14 protein-coding genes are annotated in these 16433 nt (G+C 60.0%); 8 read left to right on the top strand and 6 right to left on the bottom strand.

Going from position 1 to position 16433, the window contains the following annotated elements; all coding sequences use genetic code 11:
- Positions 1 to 456: 456 nt before the first annotated feature.
- Genes AC1Z1G_RS10870 through AC1Z1G_RS10860 form a run of 3 tightly spaced genes read left to right on the top strand, consistent with a single transcriptional unit; the run spans position 457 to position 4166 of the window.
- Positions 457 to 1473, top strand: a complete 1017-nt coding sequence (locus tag AC1Z1G_RS10870; RefSeq protein ID WP_483626918.1) for an iron ABC transporter substrate-binding protein — start codon at positions 457 to 459, stop codon at positions 1471 to 1473.
- Positions 1474 to 1476: 3 nt separating this feature from the next.
- Entirely contained in the window at positions 1477 to 3072 is a 1596-nt protein-coding gene (locus AC1Z1G_RS10865) for an ABC transporter permease (protein WP_483626917.1), read from the top strand.
- Complete coding sequence (locus tag AC1Z1G_RS10860; protein WP_483626916.1) at positions 3069 to 4166, top strand: ABC transporter ATP-binding protein; 1098 nt, start codon at positions 3069 to 3071, stop codon at positions 4164 to 4166. Before AC1Z1G_RS10865 ends, AC1Z1G_RS10860 begins: the two co-directional genes overlap by 4 nt.
- Before the next feature lie 28 nt (positions 4167 to 4194).
- Here AC1Z1G_RS10860 and rtcA read toward each other — a convergent pair whose 3' ends face one another.
- The 4 genes from rtcA to AC1Z1G_RS10840 all read right to left on the bottom strand — a co-directional run bounded on the left by rtcA (position 4195) and on the right by AC1Z1G_RS10840 (position 10271).
- Positions 4195 to 5223 carry an RNA 3'-terminal phosphate cyclase gene (rtcA, locus tag AC1Z1G_RS10855; RefSeq protein ID WP_483626915.1) on the bottom strand — a complete coding sequence of 343 codons (1029 nt, stop codon included), beginning with the start codon at positions 5221 to 5223 and terminating at the stop codon, positions 4195 to 4197.
- A gap of 212 nt (positions 5224 to 5435) precedes the next feature.
- Positions 5436 to 6785, bottom strand: a complete 1350-nt coding sequence (locus AC1Z1G_RS10850; RefSeq protein WP_483626914.1) for a HEAT repeat domain-containing protein — start codon at positions 6783 to 6785, stop codon at positions 5436 to 5438.
- Positions 6786 to 6789: 4 nt separating this feature from the next.
- The gene (locus AC1Z1G_RS10845; RefSeq protein WP_483626913.1) at positions 6790 to 8019 is read right to left on the bottom strand and encodes an RtcB family protein; all 1230 of its coding nucleotides are present in this window, start codon (positions 8017 to 8019) and stop codon (positions 6790 to 6792) included.
- A 701-nt stretch (positions 8020 to 8720) separates the two neighbouring features.
- A complete protein-coding gene (locus AC1Z1G_RS10840; protein ID WP_483626912.1) occupies positions 8721 to 10271 on the bottom strand; it encodes an RNA-binding protein in 1551 nt (516 codons plus the stop codon).
- Between the two features lie 197 nt (positions 10272 to 10468).
- Here AC1Z1G_RS10840 and rtcR point away from each other — a divergent pair, with 197 nt between their 5' ends.
- The gene (gene rtcR, locus AC1Z1G_RS10835; protein WP_483627803.1) at positions 10469 to 12082 is read left to right on the top strand and encodes an RNA repair transcriptional activator RtcR; all 1614 of its coding nucleotides are present in this window, start codon (positions 10469 to 10471) and stop codon (positions 12080 to 12082) included.
- A 9-nt stretch (positions 12083 to 12091) separates the two neighbouring features.
- Positions 12092 to 12781 (top strand): DUF3885 domain-containing protein, encoded by a 690-nt coding sequence (locus AC1Z1G_RS10830; RefSeq protein WP_483626911.1) that lies wholly within the window; start codon positions 12092 to 12094, stop codon positions 12779 to 12781.
- Positions 12782 to 12791: 10 nt separating this feature from the next.
- Here AC1Z1G_RS10830 and AC1Z1G_RS10825 read toward each other — a convergent pair whose 3' ends face one another.
- Positions 12792 to 14147, bottom strand: coding sequence for an MATE family efflux transporter (locus AC1Z1G_RS10825; RefSeq protein WP_483626910.1), 1356 nt, complete (start codon positions 14145 to 14147; stop codon positions 12792 to 12794).
- A gap of 2 nt (positions 14148 to 14149) precedes the next feature.
- Between AC1Z1G_RS10825 and AC1Z1G_RS10820 the strand changes: the two genes are divergently transcribed.
- Both AC1Z1G_RS10820 and AC1Z1G_RS10815 read left to right on the top strand, forming a co-directional pair.
- Positions 14150 to 14389, top strand: a complete 240-nt coding sequence (locus AC1Z1G_RS10820; protein ID WP_483626909.1) for a hypothetical protein — start codon at positions 14150 to 14152, stop codon at positions 14387 to 14389.
- A 138-nt stretch (positions 14390 to 14527) separates the two neighbouring features.
- Positions 14528 to 15478, top strand: coding sequence for a class I SAM-dependent methyltransferase (locus AC1Z1G_RS10815; protein WP_483626908.1), 951 nt, complete (start codon positions 14528 to 14530; stop codon positions 15476 to 15478).
- A gap of 9 nt (positions 15479 to 15487) precedes the next feature.
- Here AC1Z1G_RS10815 and thpR read toward each other — a convergent pair whose 3' ends face one another.
- On the bottom strand, positions 15488 to 16039 hold the full coding sequence (gene thpR, locus AC1Z1G_RS10810; protein ID WP_483626907.1) for an RNA 2',3'-cyclic phosphodiesterase: 552 nt from the start codon (positions 16037 to 16039) through the stop codon (positions 15488 to 15490).
- 167 nt (positions 16040 to 16206) lie between these two features.
- Here thpR and AC1Z1G_RS10805 point away from each other — a divergent pair, with 167 nt between their 5' ends.
- Positions 16207 to 16419, top strand: a complete 213-nt coding sequence (locus AC1Z1G_RS10805) for a DUF1059 domain-containing protein (RefSeq protein ID WP_483626906.1) — start codon at positions 16207 to 16209, stop codon at positions 16417 to 16419.
- The last annotated feature ends 14 nt before the right edge of the window (positions 16420 to 16433 follow it).

The following is a 16433-nucleotide window of genomic DNA, read 5'->3' as shown; positions in this document are numbered from 1 at the left end:
CCCGCTCCCATGCGACCTACTTTATTGTCTTTTTAATCCTGCTGAAGGCCGTCAGGCCCCGGCGGGGCGGAGTCTAATCGATTGGTTTGACCAAATAAACAAGATTGCTAATCCGTCTCATTTGCAAAAGTGATCTTGTCAATGCAGCCAGGGGACACACTTCAGGTGCGAGCTACTTTTGGCGGTAAAACGCAGCCAGTCACCGAAACGTTTTCGATTCAGCCATCGCCCGGCTCAAGCAGTACCTGGACGAGCACTTGCGCCTTGTCGTTCGCCCAATGGAAATGACATTCGTTAACCATTTATTTGACGTTTTTTTCTCATTCCCCGCTCTAAATTCCCCGGCAGAATTCGAATGCAAACAATTCGCATTGATTGCCTTGGTCTACGCTTAAGGCGCGGGCCTGCTTGCGGTGCGAACCCGTTGCCAAAAACCCTCCAGGAGCTGCAGACAGAATGATCACTCGTATCCCTTCTTTCCTCAAAAAGGCCCTGCTGGCCACTGCGCTTGTCAGCGCCGGTCAGGCCTATGCGGCGCCCAGTGCCGACGGCATCGTGGTCTACAACGCGCAACACGAAAGCCTGACCAAGGCCTGGGTAGAAGGTTTCACTCGTGAGACAGGGATCAAGGTCACGGTTCGCAATGGTGATGACACCGAAATGGGCAACCAGATCGTGCAGGAAGGCGTGTCGTCCCCTGCCGATGTGTTCCTGACCGAAAACTCGCCGGCCATGGTGCTGGTGGACAACGCCGGCCTGTTCGCGCCGGTTGCCCCGACCACTCTGGCGCAAGTTGGCGCGGCCTATCGTCCGGCTCACGGCAAGTGGGTCGGCATCGCGGCGCGCTCCACGGTGTTTGTCTACAACAAAAGCAAGCTGACCGAAGCCGACCTGCCCAAGTCCCTCCTCGACCTGGCGTCCCCAGGCTGGAAAGGTCGCTGGGCCGCCTCGCCTGCGGGCGCCGACTTCCAGGCCATCGTTGCCGCCGTACTGGAACTCAAAGGTGAAGCCGCCACCCTTGACTGGCTCAAGGCGATGAAGACCAATGCTTCCGTCTACCGGGGTAACAGCGCGGTGCTCAAAGCCGTCAATGCCGGCCAGATCGACAGCGGCGTGATCTACCACTACTACAGCTTTGTCGACCAGTCCAAAACCGGTGAGAACAGCAAGAACACGGCCCTCTATTACTTCAAACACAAAGACCCGGGTGCCTTTGTCAGCCTTTCCGGCGGTGGCGTGCTGGCGTCCAGCAAACACCAGGATGAAGCCCAGGCGTTCCTGAAATGGGTCACCGGCAAAGAAGGCCAGGGCATTCTCAAGACCGGCAATTCGTTCGAGTACGCTGTGGGTGCAAACGCCGACTCCAACCCGAAACTGGTACCGCTTCAACAATTGGATGCGCCTGCGGTCGATGTCTCCAAACTCAACAGCAAGAAGGCTGTCGAGTTGATGACTCAGGCCGGGCTGCTGTAATTGATGTCCGAACCCATTGCGGGAGTCGCTTCGGCGGCTCCAGTTCACCTGCGCAAGCGATCACGCGGCTCCTTTGGGAGCCGCAGTGGCACGTGGGTGATCGGATTATCGGTGCTGGTTTCACTGCTGGCGCTGTTGCCGCTGCTGTTCGTGATTGGCGTGTCCGTGCAGACCGGATGGTCGACCCTCGTTGCGCTGGTCTTCCGGCCACGGGTTGCAGAACTGATGCTCAACACCGTGCTGCTGGTGCTGATCACAATACCGCTGTGCATCGCATTAGGTGTCGCGCTGGCCTGGTTGACCGAACGCACCAACCTGCCGGGGCGTCGGGCCTGGTCATTGCTGGCAACCGCGCCGCTGGCGGTGCCCGCCTTCGTTCACAGCTACGCCTGGGTCAGCCTGGTACCGCCAATTCATGGGCTGTTTGCCGGGGTACTGGTCTCGGTGATCGCCTACTTCCCGTTCCTCTATTTACCGGTAGCCGCCACGTTGCGGCGCCTTGATCCGGCCATCGAAGATGTCGCCGAGTCGCTGGGGCTCAAGCCCTGGGCCGTATTCTTCCGAGTGGTGTTGCCGCAACTGCGACTGGCAATCTGCGGCGGTGCATTGCTCGTCGGGCTGCACCTTCTGGCCGAATATGGCCTGTACGCAATGATTCGTTTCGACACCTTCACCACGGCGATCTTTGACCAGTTCAAGTCCACCTTCAACGGCCCCGCCGCGCAAATGCTGGCCGGCGTGCTTGCGCTGTGCTGCCTGGCGATGCTGACCCTTGAGTCGGCCGCTCGTGGCAAGGCGCGTTACGCGCGCGTAGGTTCTGGAAGTGCCCGAGAGCAGCGAACAGTGCGCCTGAATCGCAAGGCGCAGTGGGTGGCACAACTGCTCATGGTCATGACCAGCGTATTGGCGCTTGGAGTACCGCTGATCACGCTGGGTAAATGGCTGATTGCAGGCGGCACGCACGTCTGGCAACTCGACGAACTGCTACCCGCGCTGCAGCAGACGTTGTTGTTGGGCGCGGCCGGTGCAGCCCTCACCACGTGCGCAGCCATCCCGATCGCCTGGCTGTCGATCCGCTCACCGGGACGCCTGCCCCGCGTGCTCGAAAGCTGCAACTACATCACCAGTTCATTGCCGGGCATCGTCGTGGCGCTGGCCTTGGTGACCATCACCATCCATTTTGCCCGGCCCATTTACCAGACCACCGTGACGGTGTTGCTGGCGTACCTGCTGATGTTTTTGCCCAGGGCCCTGGTCAGTTTGCGGGCCGGTATTGCCCAGGCCCCTGTTGAGCTGGAAAACATGGCCCGCAGCCTCGGTCGTTCACCCGCCCGCGCACTATGGCTGATCACCCTGCGTCTGGCCGCACCGGGTGCCGCCGCTGGCGCAGCACTGGTGTTTCTGGCGATTACCAATGAACTGACGGCCACCCTGCTGCTCGCACCCAACGGTACACGCACACTGGCCACCGGGTTCTGGGCGATGACCAGCGAAATCGACTATGCCGCCGCTGCGCCTTATGCACTGATCATGATCCTGCTTTCGCTGCCGCTGACCGGTCTTCTTTATCACCAATCCAAACGTACGGCAGGCCGATGAACGCTCTAGAACTGACCTCGATCTCCAAATCCTTTGGTTCGCAGCGGGCACTGGAAAACATCCATCTGTCCATCGCAACCGGCAGCCGTACCGCGATTGTCGGTCCTTCGGGGTCCGGCAAAACCACCCTGCTGCGGATGATCGCCGGCTTCGAATTGCCCGACACGGGCAGCATCACACTCAATGGTCAGACCCTGGTCGACAACACGACCGAAGTACCGGCGCACCAGCGGCTGATCGGCTACGTGCCGCAGGACGGCGCGCTGTTCCCGCACATGACGGTGGCCGGCAACATCGGTTTCGGCCTTGCAGGCAACGCCGCCTCGAAGCAAGAACGGATTGCCGAACTGATGGACATGGTTGCGCTGCCTCCCGCCATGGGCCAGCGCTGGCCCCACGAACTGTCCGGTGGCCAACAACAGCGTGTAGCCCTGGCCCGCGCCCTGGCACAACGCCCAAGGCTGATGCTGCTGGATGAACCCTTTTCCGCGCTGGACACCGGCCTGAGAGCCTCGATGCGCAAAATGGTCGCCAGGTTGCTCACCGAGGCTGGCGTCACCACCATCCTGGTGACCCACGATCAGGCGGAAGCGCTGTCCTTTGCCGATCAATTGGCTGTCATGCGCCAGGGAAAACTGGTACAGGCCGGTGCCCCCATGGACCTGTACCTGCAACCGCATGATGAAGAAACGGCGTTTTTCCTCGGTGACGCTGTGATACTTCCGGCGTTGATCAAAGATGGCCGGGCCGCTTGCGACCTGGGGCACATCCACGTCAATGCCAGTTCGCCTGAGGGTGCAGCGCGGATCATGTTGCGACCCGAGCAGCTCCATGTTTCCAGCCTGAACGCAAGTCACGCACCGACACAAGGGTGTTTCGGGGTGGTCACTGAACGGGACTTTGGGGGCAACACCTGCACCTTGACGGTGGAACTGACGGCGACTGATTCCGCCCTCAACGGTGTTGCGGCCAACCGCTCGTTGCTGGTCCGCAGTACCGGTATCAATGCCCCTGAACAAGGCAGCACGGTGTACATCACGGCAGTGGGGCATGCACATGCCTTTGCCCCTTCAACGCACACACCTCGCAATTAATCAGCTGAGATAACGTCAGCCCGACTCATTACGCCAACGGACGGCACTCAACCTTCAACCTGTCGGGCCCGTCCTCCCGGCAATCGATGATGATTGGCAGAAAGCGTTCGATCACCGCGATGTTGCTGTGCAGGTGCTCGGTCATGCGCGGCGTGGTGAAACTTCCGCCACCTGCCAGCGCCATCGGCAACAGCAGTTGATCGGCCAGGTGCTCGGCAACCGCCGCCTCGCCGTTAAGCCAGTCCCTGGCCTGATTGATCGCTTGATCCGCCACCGCTTCTGCACGCCGGCCTGACTGGCCGAATGCGCTGAACACCTCGGTCACGTGCTCACAGACAAACTCCAGCAGCAGAACATTGCCCGGCCCGCGATCCTGGTCGAGGTCCACTCGCTGCAATGAGTCTTGCGTCATCGCCAACCGTTTGCCGACCTGCTGCAATTCACGCTCGGCCACATGCGGCGCGATTCCTGCGATCAGCGCCGTGGCGCGCTGTGCCAGCAAAGCCCCCCGCTCCAGCAGATGCAGCGGCGCAAGGTGTGACGGTTGAACAAACACCTCAATCTCACCGCCCCCGGCCGGCACAAAGCCGTGACGCAACAACTGCAACTCGACCTTGGCCCCCATGCGCCGCAGTTGTGGCAGCCAGGCAAGCTCAAGAAAGTCAGCGGGCGGTGCCAAAGGATTGTGGGTGCCACCGCAGACCTTCACTCGGCTGGCCTCGGGCGCCAGCAGCAAGGCCGGCAACAACGTCTGTAACACCAGCGTGCAACTGCCGGCAGTGCCAATGGCAAAGCTGAAGTCGCCACCGCGAATCGGCCCCGGCGTGAACGACAAGGTCTGCGAGCCCAATTCGGCGCCCTGCACGGTTGCCCCGCACACCTGGGCCGCCGCCAGCACGGCCGTCAGGTGCTGACGCAGCAACCCGGGGCGGCTGCGCCTGGCCCGAATATTCTTGATGCACAAGGCCCGTCCAGTAACCATCGACAGGCTCAACGCACTGCGTAACACCTGACCGCCGCCGATAGCGCCGTCCAGTTCAATAACATCCTGTTTCATGTCCATCCTTATGCGTAGTGCCTATGCGCTCCAGCGCTTCCAATACCCGCTCACGCATCGCGCTGCTCAGCGGGTGGCGATCTTCTAATTCCATCGTTCTCTTTCCTTTCAATCCGTGGTGCTGGCAATCAATGCGCTGAGGGGCCGCCGTTGCGGACTCCATCGATAACGCTCAACACCAACAGCAACTCCCTGCTCTCAATCCATCGCCCTTAACGCAGGCGCTTCATTGTGCCCGGACTCAATTCACCGGCACCTTCCAATACTTGTAAACGTTGTAACAGCACTTCGCGAAGAGCCCTGGGTGTCTGCGGATCGACCAAGGGGTACCCGGCCTCGCACCAGCGGCCAATCCGTTCACGCCAATGGGCAACATCGGTAGTCGCCTGGTCACGGCGCCGGAGCAGATACTCCACCTGACGCCAATACGGTTTGAGTCTCAGCAACGCCATTCGGCGATGACTCGGCAACTCATGCCACTGCGCGTCCAAACGAACCTCCAGCGCCCCGTCCACGCTGGCCCAGGGTTGTTGTCGAAGCAGGGCAACCGCACACCTGAACACCTTGTCCGAAGGATCATCCAGTGCGTTGATCTGCTGCACCAAACCTCTTTCACCCAGGGCCTCAAGCGCCGGTATTCGAACATTCACCAACGGTGTTGCCAGCGCTTGCTGCAACAGGGCGTCCGCCTGCGGCTCATTCAGCTCCCTGGCCAGTCCTATCAACCCAAGCCATTCGCGCTTGGTACTGGGAAGCGGCCCGGCGAGCCTCGCCAACAACACGTCCCGGCAATCGAGCTGCCAGCGCGGCGCCGCCCAACGGGCCAGGCAACGCATGGCCGCAGAAACATCCAGCAGAGCGACTCGCACGTACTCACGCGGGTCTTCGACACGTGTCAACAATGCTCGCAGTGCCTTGACCCGAATGCTGGAACCAGGCGATTCAAAGGCGTGTTCCAACAACACAACGGCCTGTTCTGCGGGAAGTGCAGCGCAACCCTCGACCGCCATCTGTCGCACCGTCATTTCACGATGAGTCAGTGCCACCTTCAGAAGTTCAACAGGATCCACGACGCCTTCAAGCAACAACCTGAAGAGAAACCGTGCAACCTTTCCCTGACAGGCAATAAAGGCTTTCTCTACCTCCCCACGGGCCTGCGGCGCCTTCATTACATCGCGAACTCTGGCCAGCATTACCCCGTGATCAGCCCGTTGTTTGTTGGCCAGCGACATCAGTGGAGCCAGCACCTGTAAAAGCAGGCCGACGCGCTCGGGTATCAGGTAGCTTTCCAGGCTGATCACAGCCTGCTGCCGCACCTGGGGGACCCAGTCATTCAGCCGTTCGAGCAACGCGACCAAGGCATCAACCGATGCATAAACCGAGAGCGCACGTACCGCGATTTCTCGAACGAAGCCGCTACCGGACCGGCTTAGCGCGACCCACCCACTGCAATCACCAGAGGACTCCAAGGAAAAATGTAGCCGCTCCATCTGCCCGATTTCATAGTCTGTCAGTGGGTAGGGACCACTTTGCAGACGCTCCAGCGCCTTGATGTATTTCATGGTTCTAACCCTTTACACACACCACTTGACGCAAGGTGTGCAGCACTTCCACCAGCTCGCGCTGGGCGTGCATGACTTGGTCGATGTCCTTATAGGCCATCGGTATTTCATCGATCACCGCTGCATCCTTGCGGCACTCCACGTGGGCGGTGGCGCGGATCTGGTCTTCGACGGTGAACATGCTTTTGGCCTTGGTACGGCTCATGGTGCGGCCGGCACCGTGGCTGCAGGAGCAGAACGATTGCTCGTTACCCAACCCGCGCACAATGAAACTCTTGGCCCCCATGGAGCCTGGAATAATCCCCAGCTCACCCTTCCTGGCTGACACCGCGCCTTTACGGGTGACCAGCACGTCTTCACCAAAATGCCGCTCTTTCTGCACGTAGTTGTGGTGGCAGTTCACCGCTTCCAGGGCAACCTCGAACGGCTTGCTGATCACCTGGCGCGTCGCCTGAATCACTGCCTGCATCATCAACGCACGGTTCTGCCGGGCAAAGTCCTGAGCCCAGCCCACTGCTTCGACGTAGTCATCAAAGTGCCGGCTGCCTTCTTCGAAGTAGGCCAGGTCGCGGTCCGGCAGGTTGGCGATGTGCTGACGCATATCGGCCTGGGCCAGGTGAATGAACAGATTGCCGATGGCGTTGCCGACACCGCGAGACCCGCTGTGGAGCATGAACCAGACCCGGTTCGCCTCATCCAGGCACACCTCGATAAAGTGGTTACCGCTGCCGAGCGTGCCCAGGTGCTTGCGGTTGTTGGTGTTGATCAGCGCCGGGTACTTGTCCGTGATCGCCTTGAACCGTGGATCGAGCGCCGCCCAGGCCTGGTCAGCCTGCTGCGGGATATCGTCCCAGGCTCCCTTGTCCCGGCGACCACGACTCAACGTGCGGCCATGAGGCACGGCTCGCTCGATGGCACTGCGCAGACCATGCAGGTTGTCCGGCAGATCCGCGGCAGTCAGCGACGTGCGCGCGGCGATCATGCCGCAACCGATGTCCACCCCGACGGCCGCCGGAATAATTGCGCCCACGGTCGGGATCACGCTGCCGATGGTCGAGCCCTTGCCCAGATGCACATCAGGCATCACCGCCAGGTGCTTGAAGATGAATGGCATCTTCGCGGTGTTCATCAGTTGCTGTTTGGCTTCGTTTTCGACCGGAACGCCTTGCGTCCACATCTTGATCGGCTTGCCGTTGGCGACTTCGAGCAGTTGGAATGTTGGTTGTTCTTGCATGACTTCAGTTCTTTTCTGATGGCCGATCATTCGGCGTTGTTCTTGAGCCTGCGGCGACAACAAAGGGTGAAACATGCATCGCGCTCTACCGCTGAGCTACAGCCTTTCGGCTGACGGGATTCGAACCCGCGTCCACGTTGTCCTGTAGTTCCACCGGCATTCGCCGGGCAAAGCGTAAAAAGTGCAGGCCAAGGCCTGCTGACAGCGACAAAGGAACAGGCACACTGCTCTACCCACTGAGCTACCCGTTACCGGGGCGGGGGTCGAACCCGCGACACGATGTAGTACCTGTGGCATTCGCTGCCTGCCCACCGAAGCGGGCCAAAAAGATGCGACGACAAGGGTGTGGTGAAACGTAGCTTTCGTATTCTGACCTTTGAACTACGGTCACTCTTTTCAGTGATGACCGGCAGGGAATCGAACCCTGCATCGCGAATCTGGAATGTAGTTCCACCGGCATTCGTCGCAAAAACCGCATAAAAGGTGGCACGACAAAAGAAGTGACTGTTGCGCGTTACCGCGCACCGGCTGATAGCCGGTCTCAGATGTACAGCCACTGGCATTCGTGCCTTTCACACATGCTGACAAGGGTTCGATGAGACGTCTCAAATGTAGTCCCGTCAGCATTCAGCACCTGTGAACATCAACTCTTGCGGCGCCCGCCGTGTCAGCGGCGGACGCGTTACTTCATTCGTTCCCGATCAAAGCTCCATCGCCTCGATCGCTTTCACCCAATGCTGCGCCCCATAAGTACCCTCGGTGAACTGCTGGATCACATTGAACACCGCGTCGCTGAAGCCGCCGACATTCAGAATGTCCTCACGGTCCGGCGCCTGAGTGGTCGCGCCGGGCTGCATATCGATGCACACCAGCCGCGCCTGCGGGTTGATCTGCTTGATTCGCTCCCATTGCCGCATCGTTTCGCTCGCCCCATGGCGACGCACATCGATCCAGGATTCGTTATCCGAGACCAGGATCAGCGTATCAACCTTGGCCTTGGCATTCGCCAATTTCGCCAGTGGTGCCGAACAGTTGGTCCCGCCACCACCGATGGCCGCCAGTTTCTGTGCATTGCTCATCACGCTGTCGCGAGGGTTGAGCTGGATGTTCACCACCTGCACCTCAAACGGCATCACTTTGGCTGCCGGCTGCTTGCGCAAGACTGCTGCAGCCACCAGCGCCGCGACATCGATGCAACGGACCGCACTGGTTGCGCCCTGGCGATAACCGGTCACCGGGCTGTGCATCGAGCCCGAGACATCCGGGCATACCACCACCGAACCTTGCAACATCGGCACGTTGGCCAATGACAGCTCCAACGCATCCTGCAACGCCTCACGCACCACTTGCGGCACGTCGTTGCCCGTCATCTGGTACGCCGCCAACAACTGATAAGGATAAACCCGCGCCTTGGCGACTGCTTCTGCATCCGCCAGCCGTGCCGCGACAAACTCGGCGCAACCCGGTACCAGGAACGCACCGTGGCGTGCCAGGGTGTTGAGGTTCATGCGCAGCGCCTGCCATCCCATGCTGCATGCCTGCGCCGCCCATTGCTCCTTGCTCAGCGTTTCGTTACTCAACAGTTGGAACGGCACCTGTGGCACGTCCTGACTGGCGCCACTGCGAAAAGCCAGCAACGAGCGTGTCAGTTCAGGCAAGGCCTGCACATCCACCGGTTTGCCGATCAACCAGGCGAAAAACGCTTCACGCCAGGCTTCGTTCGGCTTGGGGTGAACCATCTTCACCACATCGGCCAGCGAAGGCTGGTTACCGACCGAGGCCTGCAACAACTGACGCTCGCTGGCGTTGTTCAACCAGTTCTGCACCAGACGCTTGGGCTGCGAACCGAGGGACTTGCGGCCCGTCACACCGCTGCGCAGGATCTGCACGAAGTTGCGCAACATCTTGCCGCTGTCCACCACCCGCTCGAACACCTGTGGCACCAACGCCGAACGCTGAGCCGTCAAGGCCGCAAGCATCAGTGCCGGCATGTCCTTCATGTGGCCCTTCTGACGAGCATACAGAGCGGCCTTGGCCACATAAGCGCTGTCGAGTTCAGCCACCCGTTTCAACACATCCTCCAGCTGACTTTCGGCTGAGGCGTAAAAGGTCTGGTTCAGGCAACCGGTCACAGCCAGTTGGGCCAGCGTGTGTTTGGCCGTGTAGGCATAGGCCGGCGCCTGGGCGGCGTTCAGCGTGTCGCAGGCTGGCAGTGTTGCCTCTCGTGTGTTGAACAGCTTGAAGTTGGCCATCGTGGCGTCTCGCTCTGTTGTCTCATTCGTTGCAATAGGTATTGCAGCCGACGTGCCAGGTTTAATTTTTCGAACTTAATTATTTTTATGTTATTGATTTATATAGATATTTTTTAGTTTTTGATTTTCAAAGATTCATGACGAGACAGAATGCTCGTTAATTATCTATCCTTTGATATCGCTTTTTATCTTTAGGTATAAACACGCAAGGCAAGCGCACCGTCGCCATCGGTTTTATCGGCTCCACCCTCGATCGCGTCGGCAAGGGCGCCAATCGCTGGAGCCATTGGCGCCCAAGCGTAGGCCTGTGCCAGCAGCCAGATGTGCTGATCAACCGCCTGGAGCTGATTCACGGTGTCGACGCACGGGACATCAGCCTGGCCGGGCGGATTCGCGAAGACATCCGCCAGGTCTCACCGGAAACCGACGTACGCCTGCACCCCATGACCCTGCGCAACCCCTGGGACTTCGAAGAGGTGTACGGCGCGCTGCATGACTTCACCACCGACTACCGCTTTGACACCGAACACGAGGATTACCTGGTCCACATCACCACCGGCACCCACGTCGCGCAGATCTGCTGGTTCCTGCTCACCGAAGCACGCTACCTGCCGGCAAGACTGATTCAGACCTCCCCCGCGCGACGCAGCAACGAAGAAGAGCGCGCCACCGGCACCCACGCGCTGATCGATCTTGACCTGTCGCGTTACGACCGCATCGCCTCGCGCTTTGCCCACAAGCGCCTGGAAGGCCTGGCCTTTCTGAAAGCCGGGATCGCCACGCTCAATGCTGCGTTCAACCGCTCCATCGAGCAGATCGAGCGTGTGGCCGTGCGCTCGCGAGCGCCCATGCTACTGATCGGGCCGACCGGGGCCGGCAAGTCGTTTCTGGCGCGACGCATCTATGAACTCAAGCGCAGCCGGCATCAGATCCAGGGCCGATTCGTCGAAGTCAACTGCGCCACTTTGCGCGGCGACGGCGCCATGTCGACGTTGTTCGGGCATATCAAAGGCGCCTTCACCGGCGCACAAAACACCCGCGAAGGGCTGCTGCGCGCAGCTGATGGCGGGATGCTGTTTCTCGATGAAATCGGCGAACTGGGCGCGGACGAACAGGCGATGCTGCTCAAGGCCATTGAAGAGAAGCGCTTCTTTCCCCTGGGCTCGGACACCGAGGTGGAGAGCGACTTCCTGATCATCGCCGGCACTCACCGCGACCTGCGCAGTCGCGTCGCCGAAGGTCTGTTTCGCGAAGACCTGTATGCGCGCATCAACCTCTGGACCTTCGACCTGCCGGGCCTCGCAGGACGCCGCGAGGACATCGAGCCGAACATCGATTTCGAACTGGAGCGCCATGCACGCGAGCACGGCCAACTGGTACGTTTCAACCTGGAGGCGCGACGCCGTTACCTGGCCTTCGCCAGTTCCAGCGAAGCGGCGTGGCTGGGTAACTTCCGCGAGCTGTCGGCCTCGATCACCCGCATGGCCACTCTGGCAGACAGTGGCCGCATCGATGAAGCCCAGACCCAGGAAGAAATCGACCGACTGCGCTACGCCTGGGGCCTGACACAACCGGAAGATGACCTGGATTCACTGCTGGGCGACAACGCCGAGATAGACCTGTTCGATCGCCTGCAACTCAAGGCGGTGATCGACGTCTGCCGCGAGTCCGACAGCCTGTCCGATGCCGGGCGACGACTGTTTGGCGTGTCCCGCCAGGCCAAAGCCCAACCCAATGATGCCGACCGCCTGCGCAAATACCTGGCACGCTTCGCTATTGACTGGAAACAAGTGGCCGATTCAAAACGATAGGGTGTTGTTATGAACCGATGCAGCCCCAACCATTCAAAACCGTGTTTAGAGGTCGAAGTGAGTCTCAGGAATCAAATTGAAGAAATTTTTGAAGGGAAAGCATTTGCAAGACCGCTTTTTTACTCCTACCCCGCAGGCTTGCGATTTGAGCTGTCCGAGTCGGGCACGGCCATTGAAATGTTCCTCCAGGCCCTGCAAAAAGCCCGATTGATAAGCGATGACCTGTTCCCCGAGGAGGGGTCGCTGGTGGTTTGCCTTCGCGGGTACTCGGACGCCCTGCCCTCTGCCTACCGCCCCCTTTACTCGGAGCTGAAAGCGGCGGGCATCAAGATCCCCAAGGACCGATGCTATTGGGTTGAGCCGGCACCTCAAGAGGAGTGGTTTGACGAGAACGTTCCTCAGTGCTGGTCGAGCGTGGCTTTCCGCGCACCCTTGTCGCAACTTCAAAGTTTACTCTGGTGCGCCATGGCGCATGATTTCGGACACATCAAACCACAGCTGAGCTGCGCCATTTACCTGTTCAATCTGGAACAGCGGGTAATGGCATTCCCTTACGACGACCGCGGCATGGACGTGGTCGGCCCGAACCGGGAAGTGCTCTTGCAGCTCTATCGCAAACACCAGCGTTATCTACTGGACTATGACCGCCCCGAGATGGATGAGACCTTTGGGACCCCGGCAGACGACCATCCGCACTGATAACGGCCGCTCACACCAACCGTTGAATCTTCTGATGCTGCCAGACCAGCTTGTAATAGGCGGTCTGCAGCACCAACATGCTCAGGTAAGCCACCGGGAACGCCATCCACACACCCTCAAGACCGAAGCGCGCACTGAAGATGTACGCCACGGGCAGTTCGATTCCGAGGATGCAGAAAATAGAGATCGCCACCGGCATCAGCACCGTCCCGCTGGCCCGCATGATGCCACCCACCACCGCTTGAAACCCGAACACCAGCATGCTCCACAGCATGATCTGCAACAGGTATTCGGCCTGCATGCGGGCGGCCTGATCGGTGATGAACAACCCCAACAACCAATGGGACAGCAAGTAGCCCAACACCACCAGGCCACCGGTTAGCCCGACGTTGATCAGCAACCCGGTGCGCAGGATCGGCCCGATGCGCTCCAGGCGTCCGGCGCCAATGGCTTGCGCACCGAGGATCGACGCCGTAATCGCGATCGACAACGCCGGGAACTGCACGTAGTTGACGATCTGCGTCACCGCGCCGTAAGCCGCCGTTGCCTGGGAGCCGTGCTGGTTGACCAGCGACAGAATCACCAATTCAGAGAGTGAAATTACTACCATCTGCAAGCCCGTGGGCAAACCGATGCGCAGCACTTTACCGAGGATGTTCATGTCCAGTCGCATCGCCGCGAACAGCGCCCGATCCGGCGCCAAGACGTGCTGCCTGCGCAACAGGCGCCATGCCAGAAAAGCCATCGCCATGGCATTCCCCACCACGCCTGCGATCGCCGCACTCTGAATGCCCATGACCGGCAAACCCAGCCAGCCGCGAATCAAAGCAGGCGTCAGTAACAGGCCGACTCCGGTCGATACCAGCAACGCCAACAGCGGCGAAACGGTGTCGCTCACACCCCGCAGCAACTGGGTGAACAGCACAAACACCAGTAACAGCGGCATGATCCACATCATCACCCGCGCATAGGCCACTGCATCCTCGAGCACATCCGCCGGCGTCCCCAACCCCACCAGCGCCTGGCGCGCAAATACGCTGCCGAGCACCGCCGCCACGACGCCAATGATCACCCCCAGCAACAAGGTTGCCCCGGCAATCGCCTTGACCATCCCCGGCTCGCGCGCGCCCCACGCTTGCCCTATCAACACCCCAGCGCCCGAGCCCAGCCCGATCACCAGTGCGATGAAAAAGAACACGATGGGAAACATCCCCGACACCGCCGCCAGCGCATGCGTGCCGAGCAGTTGGCCGATGTAGATGCTATTGAGCGTGCCCGACATGGACTGCAGGAAGTTGGAGAGCACCATGGGAGCCAGGAAGGCCAGATAGACCTTCCAGAGGGAGCGTTGGGCAGGATTTTGCATGAATGGAAACGGTCTCGGCAGGCGCAGGCGTATGGGAAAGGCTTTCAGGTGACGAAAAATCAACCATGCAGGCGCGAGGCGAAACAGGACCGCCTCTGATCATCCATTTCCCGAAGCTGGCGCAGACTATAACAGTGCGAAAAATCGTAGAGTGTGAATTTGCGTCAAAGATGGTCGGGAAACTCCCCTTCGTAATGCCAAGAGGCATCGTCATATTTCACAGCGTTCACTCCTTCGAATGAATTGACGTTGCCAATGGTACAGAAGTGGCTCAAGTGCCGACACCGACTCACTGCCTGTTTCAGCAATCGGCCTTCCCGACCCGCCAGCACCGCAATTATGGTTAAAATGCCGCCCCTCGACACTGCCGGCCCTGCCCGATGAACCCTGACGCTCTCCACACCCTGCACCATCACCTGCTGACAGCCCTGGCCAACGCGCCGGAGGAAACCCGACGCCTGTTTCATGGCCGTGGCCGACGCTGGCCGGGGCTGGAACAACTGACCGTCGACTGGATGCAAGGCGTGGTGCTGGTCGCGTTGTTCAAAGAGCCTGAACACACACAGTTGGAAGCGTTGAAACACATGTTGATGGAGGTGACCGAGTCGCCCGCCTGGGCAACATCCGGCGCCCATACGCTGTTGCTGCAACTGCGCTACCTGCCGCAAAGCACCACCGAGTGGCTGCTGGGAGAAGCCATCGACGAATGGACGCTGACCGAAGGAGGCCTGCGTTATCGGGTGGACCTGGGCAAGAAACAGAACAACGGGCTGTTTCTCGACATGCGCTATGGCCGCAACTGGGTGCGGGCCAATGCCCAGGGCAAACGCGTGTTGAACCTGTTCGCCTACACCTGCGGGTTTTCAGTGGCGGCCATCGAAGGGGGCGCCGAGCATGTGGTCAACCTGGACATGTCCCGTGCGGCGCTGAGCCGTGGTCGCGACAATCACCGGCTCAATGGGCACGACCTCTCCAAAGTGACCTTCCTGGGCCACGACCTGTTCAAGTCCTGGGGCAAGGTGATCAACAGCGGCCCTTATGATCTGGTGATTATCGACCCACCCTCGTTTCAAAAAGGCAGCTTCCTACTGACCAAGGACTACCAGCGCGTATTGCGCCGCCTGCCGGAATTGCTCAGCAGCCATGGCACCGTGCTGGCCTGCATGAACGACCCGGCCTTCGGCCCGGACTTCCTCATCGACGGCGTGACTCGCGAAGCGCCGAGCCTGCGCTTCGAACAGCGCCTGGAAAACCCGCCAGAATTCCCCGACACCGACCTCGAAAGCGGCCTGAAGGCCTTGGTGTTCACTCTCGATGCACCCGATAAATGACGCTGACCACTAGGTGATAAGCGACCACTGGGCCACCGCCCGATAACGCCCCTTATGCGATTCGAACAGACTGAAGTGGCTGGCGCTCAGGTGAAAGTCCGGCGGGTTTGTCGATTCAGGAACCGGCGCCCGGTAGTTGCGCATCAAGGTCAAATGCGGCCGAAACTCCCGGGGGGCCTCCACAATCCCATAAGGCAGCAATGCCTGCTGCAAGGCATAAACCAATTGGCTTAATGCCTGCGGCGTCTGCGCCGGTGCCAGTAACAGGATACCGGCGCGGCGCCATACATCAAGACGATCGAGAGGCACATTCAAGGCCTCGCCCGGCACTCGAACACCCGCGACGGCAGCGCAGATACCCGGAATCTGCGTCACGGCCACCGCCCCCAGAAACATCAGCGTCAAATGAAAATTGGCCGCTGGCACTGCCCGCCCGTCACTCAACTCAAGCGCGCTGCGCCACCGGGCGATGGCGCGTCGTTGCGCATCGCTGCACGGCAAGGCAAAGAACAAGCGCTTGAACGGTTCCCCCTGCTCGCGGGGCTCGAACTTATCACTCATGCCTCGAACCTCCAGCGCACTGTGTTTTGAACCCCGCCAAAAACATCTTTGGCCTCCCGAGCGACCTATACTTTAAAGATAATTGCGCTCGACACCCTGCACACATGCTGCGTGTCGAGCGACCGTCCACCCAGGTGCAAGCCTGGCTTCGTTGCGAGGAGAACATCATGACGCGCAAATACATCGACTGCCGCGAATTCCCAAGCGACACCCATTGCTCTGTCGCCCTGTGCGCAGACTCTGAAAATGAACTGCTGGATGCTGCCGCGCAGCATGCGGTCTCCGTGCACAAGCACACCGATTCGCCGCAACTGCGGGAACAACTCAAAACCCTGTTCCACGATGGCACCCCTCCTCTTGAAGCCCCGCGGCTCGCGTGACACCGCCGCCCTGA

It is taken from the genome of Pseudomonas sp. JL27(2026) (assembly GCF_056933555.1).
This window is presented reverse-complemented; position numbering and strand designations above follow the sequence as displayed.

Excerpts from the sequence above, each read along its gene's own strand:
- AC1Z1G_RS10865 (WP_483626917.1), top strand. The coding sequence starts at position 1,477 with ATGTCCGAACCCATTGCGGGAGTCGCTTCGGCGGCTCCAGTTCACCTG.
- AC1Z1G_RS10850 (WP_483626914.1), bottom strand. The coding sequence starts at position 6,785 with ATGAAATACATCAAGGCGCTGGAGCGTCTGCAAAGTGGTCCCTACCCA.
- AC1Z1G_RS10815 (WP_483626908.1), top strand. The coding sequence starts at position 14,528 with ATGAACCCTGACGCTCTCCACACCCTGCACCATCACCTGCTGACAGCC.
- AC1Z1G_RS10825 (WP_483626910.1), bottom strand. The coding sequence starts at position 14,147 with ATGCAAAATCCTGCCCAACGCTCCCTCTGGAAGGTCTATCTGGCCTTC.
- AC1Z1G_RS10840 (WP_483626912.1), bottom strand. The coding sequence starts at position 10,271 with ATGGCCAACTTCAAGCTGTTCAACACACGAGAGGCAACACTGCCAGCC.
- rtcA (WP_483626915.1), bottom strand. The coding sequence starts at position 5,223 with ATGAAACAGGATGTTATTGAACTGGACGGCGCTATCGGCGGCGGTCAG.
- AC1Z1G_RS10820 (WP_483626909.1), top strand. The coding sequence starts at position 14,150 with ATGGAAACGGTCTCGGCAGGCGCAGGCGTATGGGAAAGGCTTTCAGGT.
- AC1Z1G_RS10805 (WP_483626906.1), top strand. The coding sequence starts at position 16,207 with ATGACGCGCAAATACATCGACTGCCGCGAATTCCCAAGCGACACCCAT.
- thpR (WP_483626907.1), bottom strand. The coding sequence starts at position 16,039 with ATGAGTGATAAGTTCGAGCCCCGCGAGCAGGGGGAACCGTTCAAGCGC.
- AC1Z1G_RS10845 (WP_483626913.1), bottom strand. The coding sequence starts at position 8,019 with ATGCAAGAACAACCAACATTCCAACTGCTCGAAGTCGCCAACGGCAAG.
- AC1Z1G_RS10830 (WP_483626911.1), top strand. The coding sequence starts at position 12,092 with ATGAACCGATGCAGCCCCAACCATTCAAAACCGTGTTTAGAGGTCGAA.
- AC1Z1G_RS10860 (WP_483626916.1), top strand. The coding sequence starts at position 3,069 with ATGAACGCTCTAGAACTGACCTCGATCTCCAAATCCTTTGGTTCGCAG.
- AC1Z1G_RS10870 (WP_483626918.1), top strand. The coding sequence starts at position 457 with ATGATCACTCGTATCCCTTCTTTCCTCAAAAAGGCCCTGCTGGCCACT.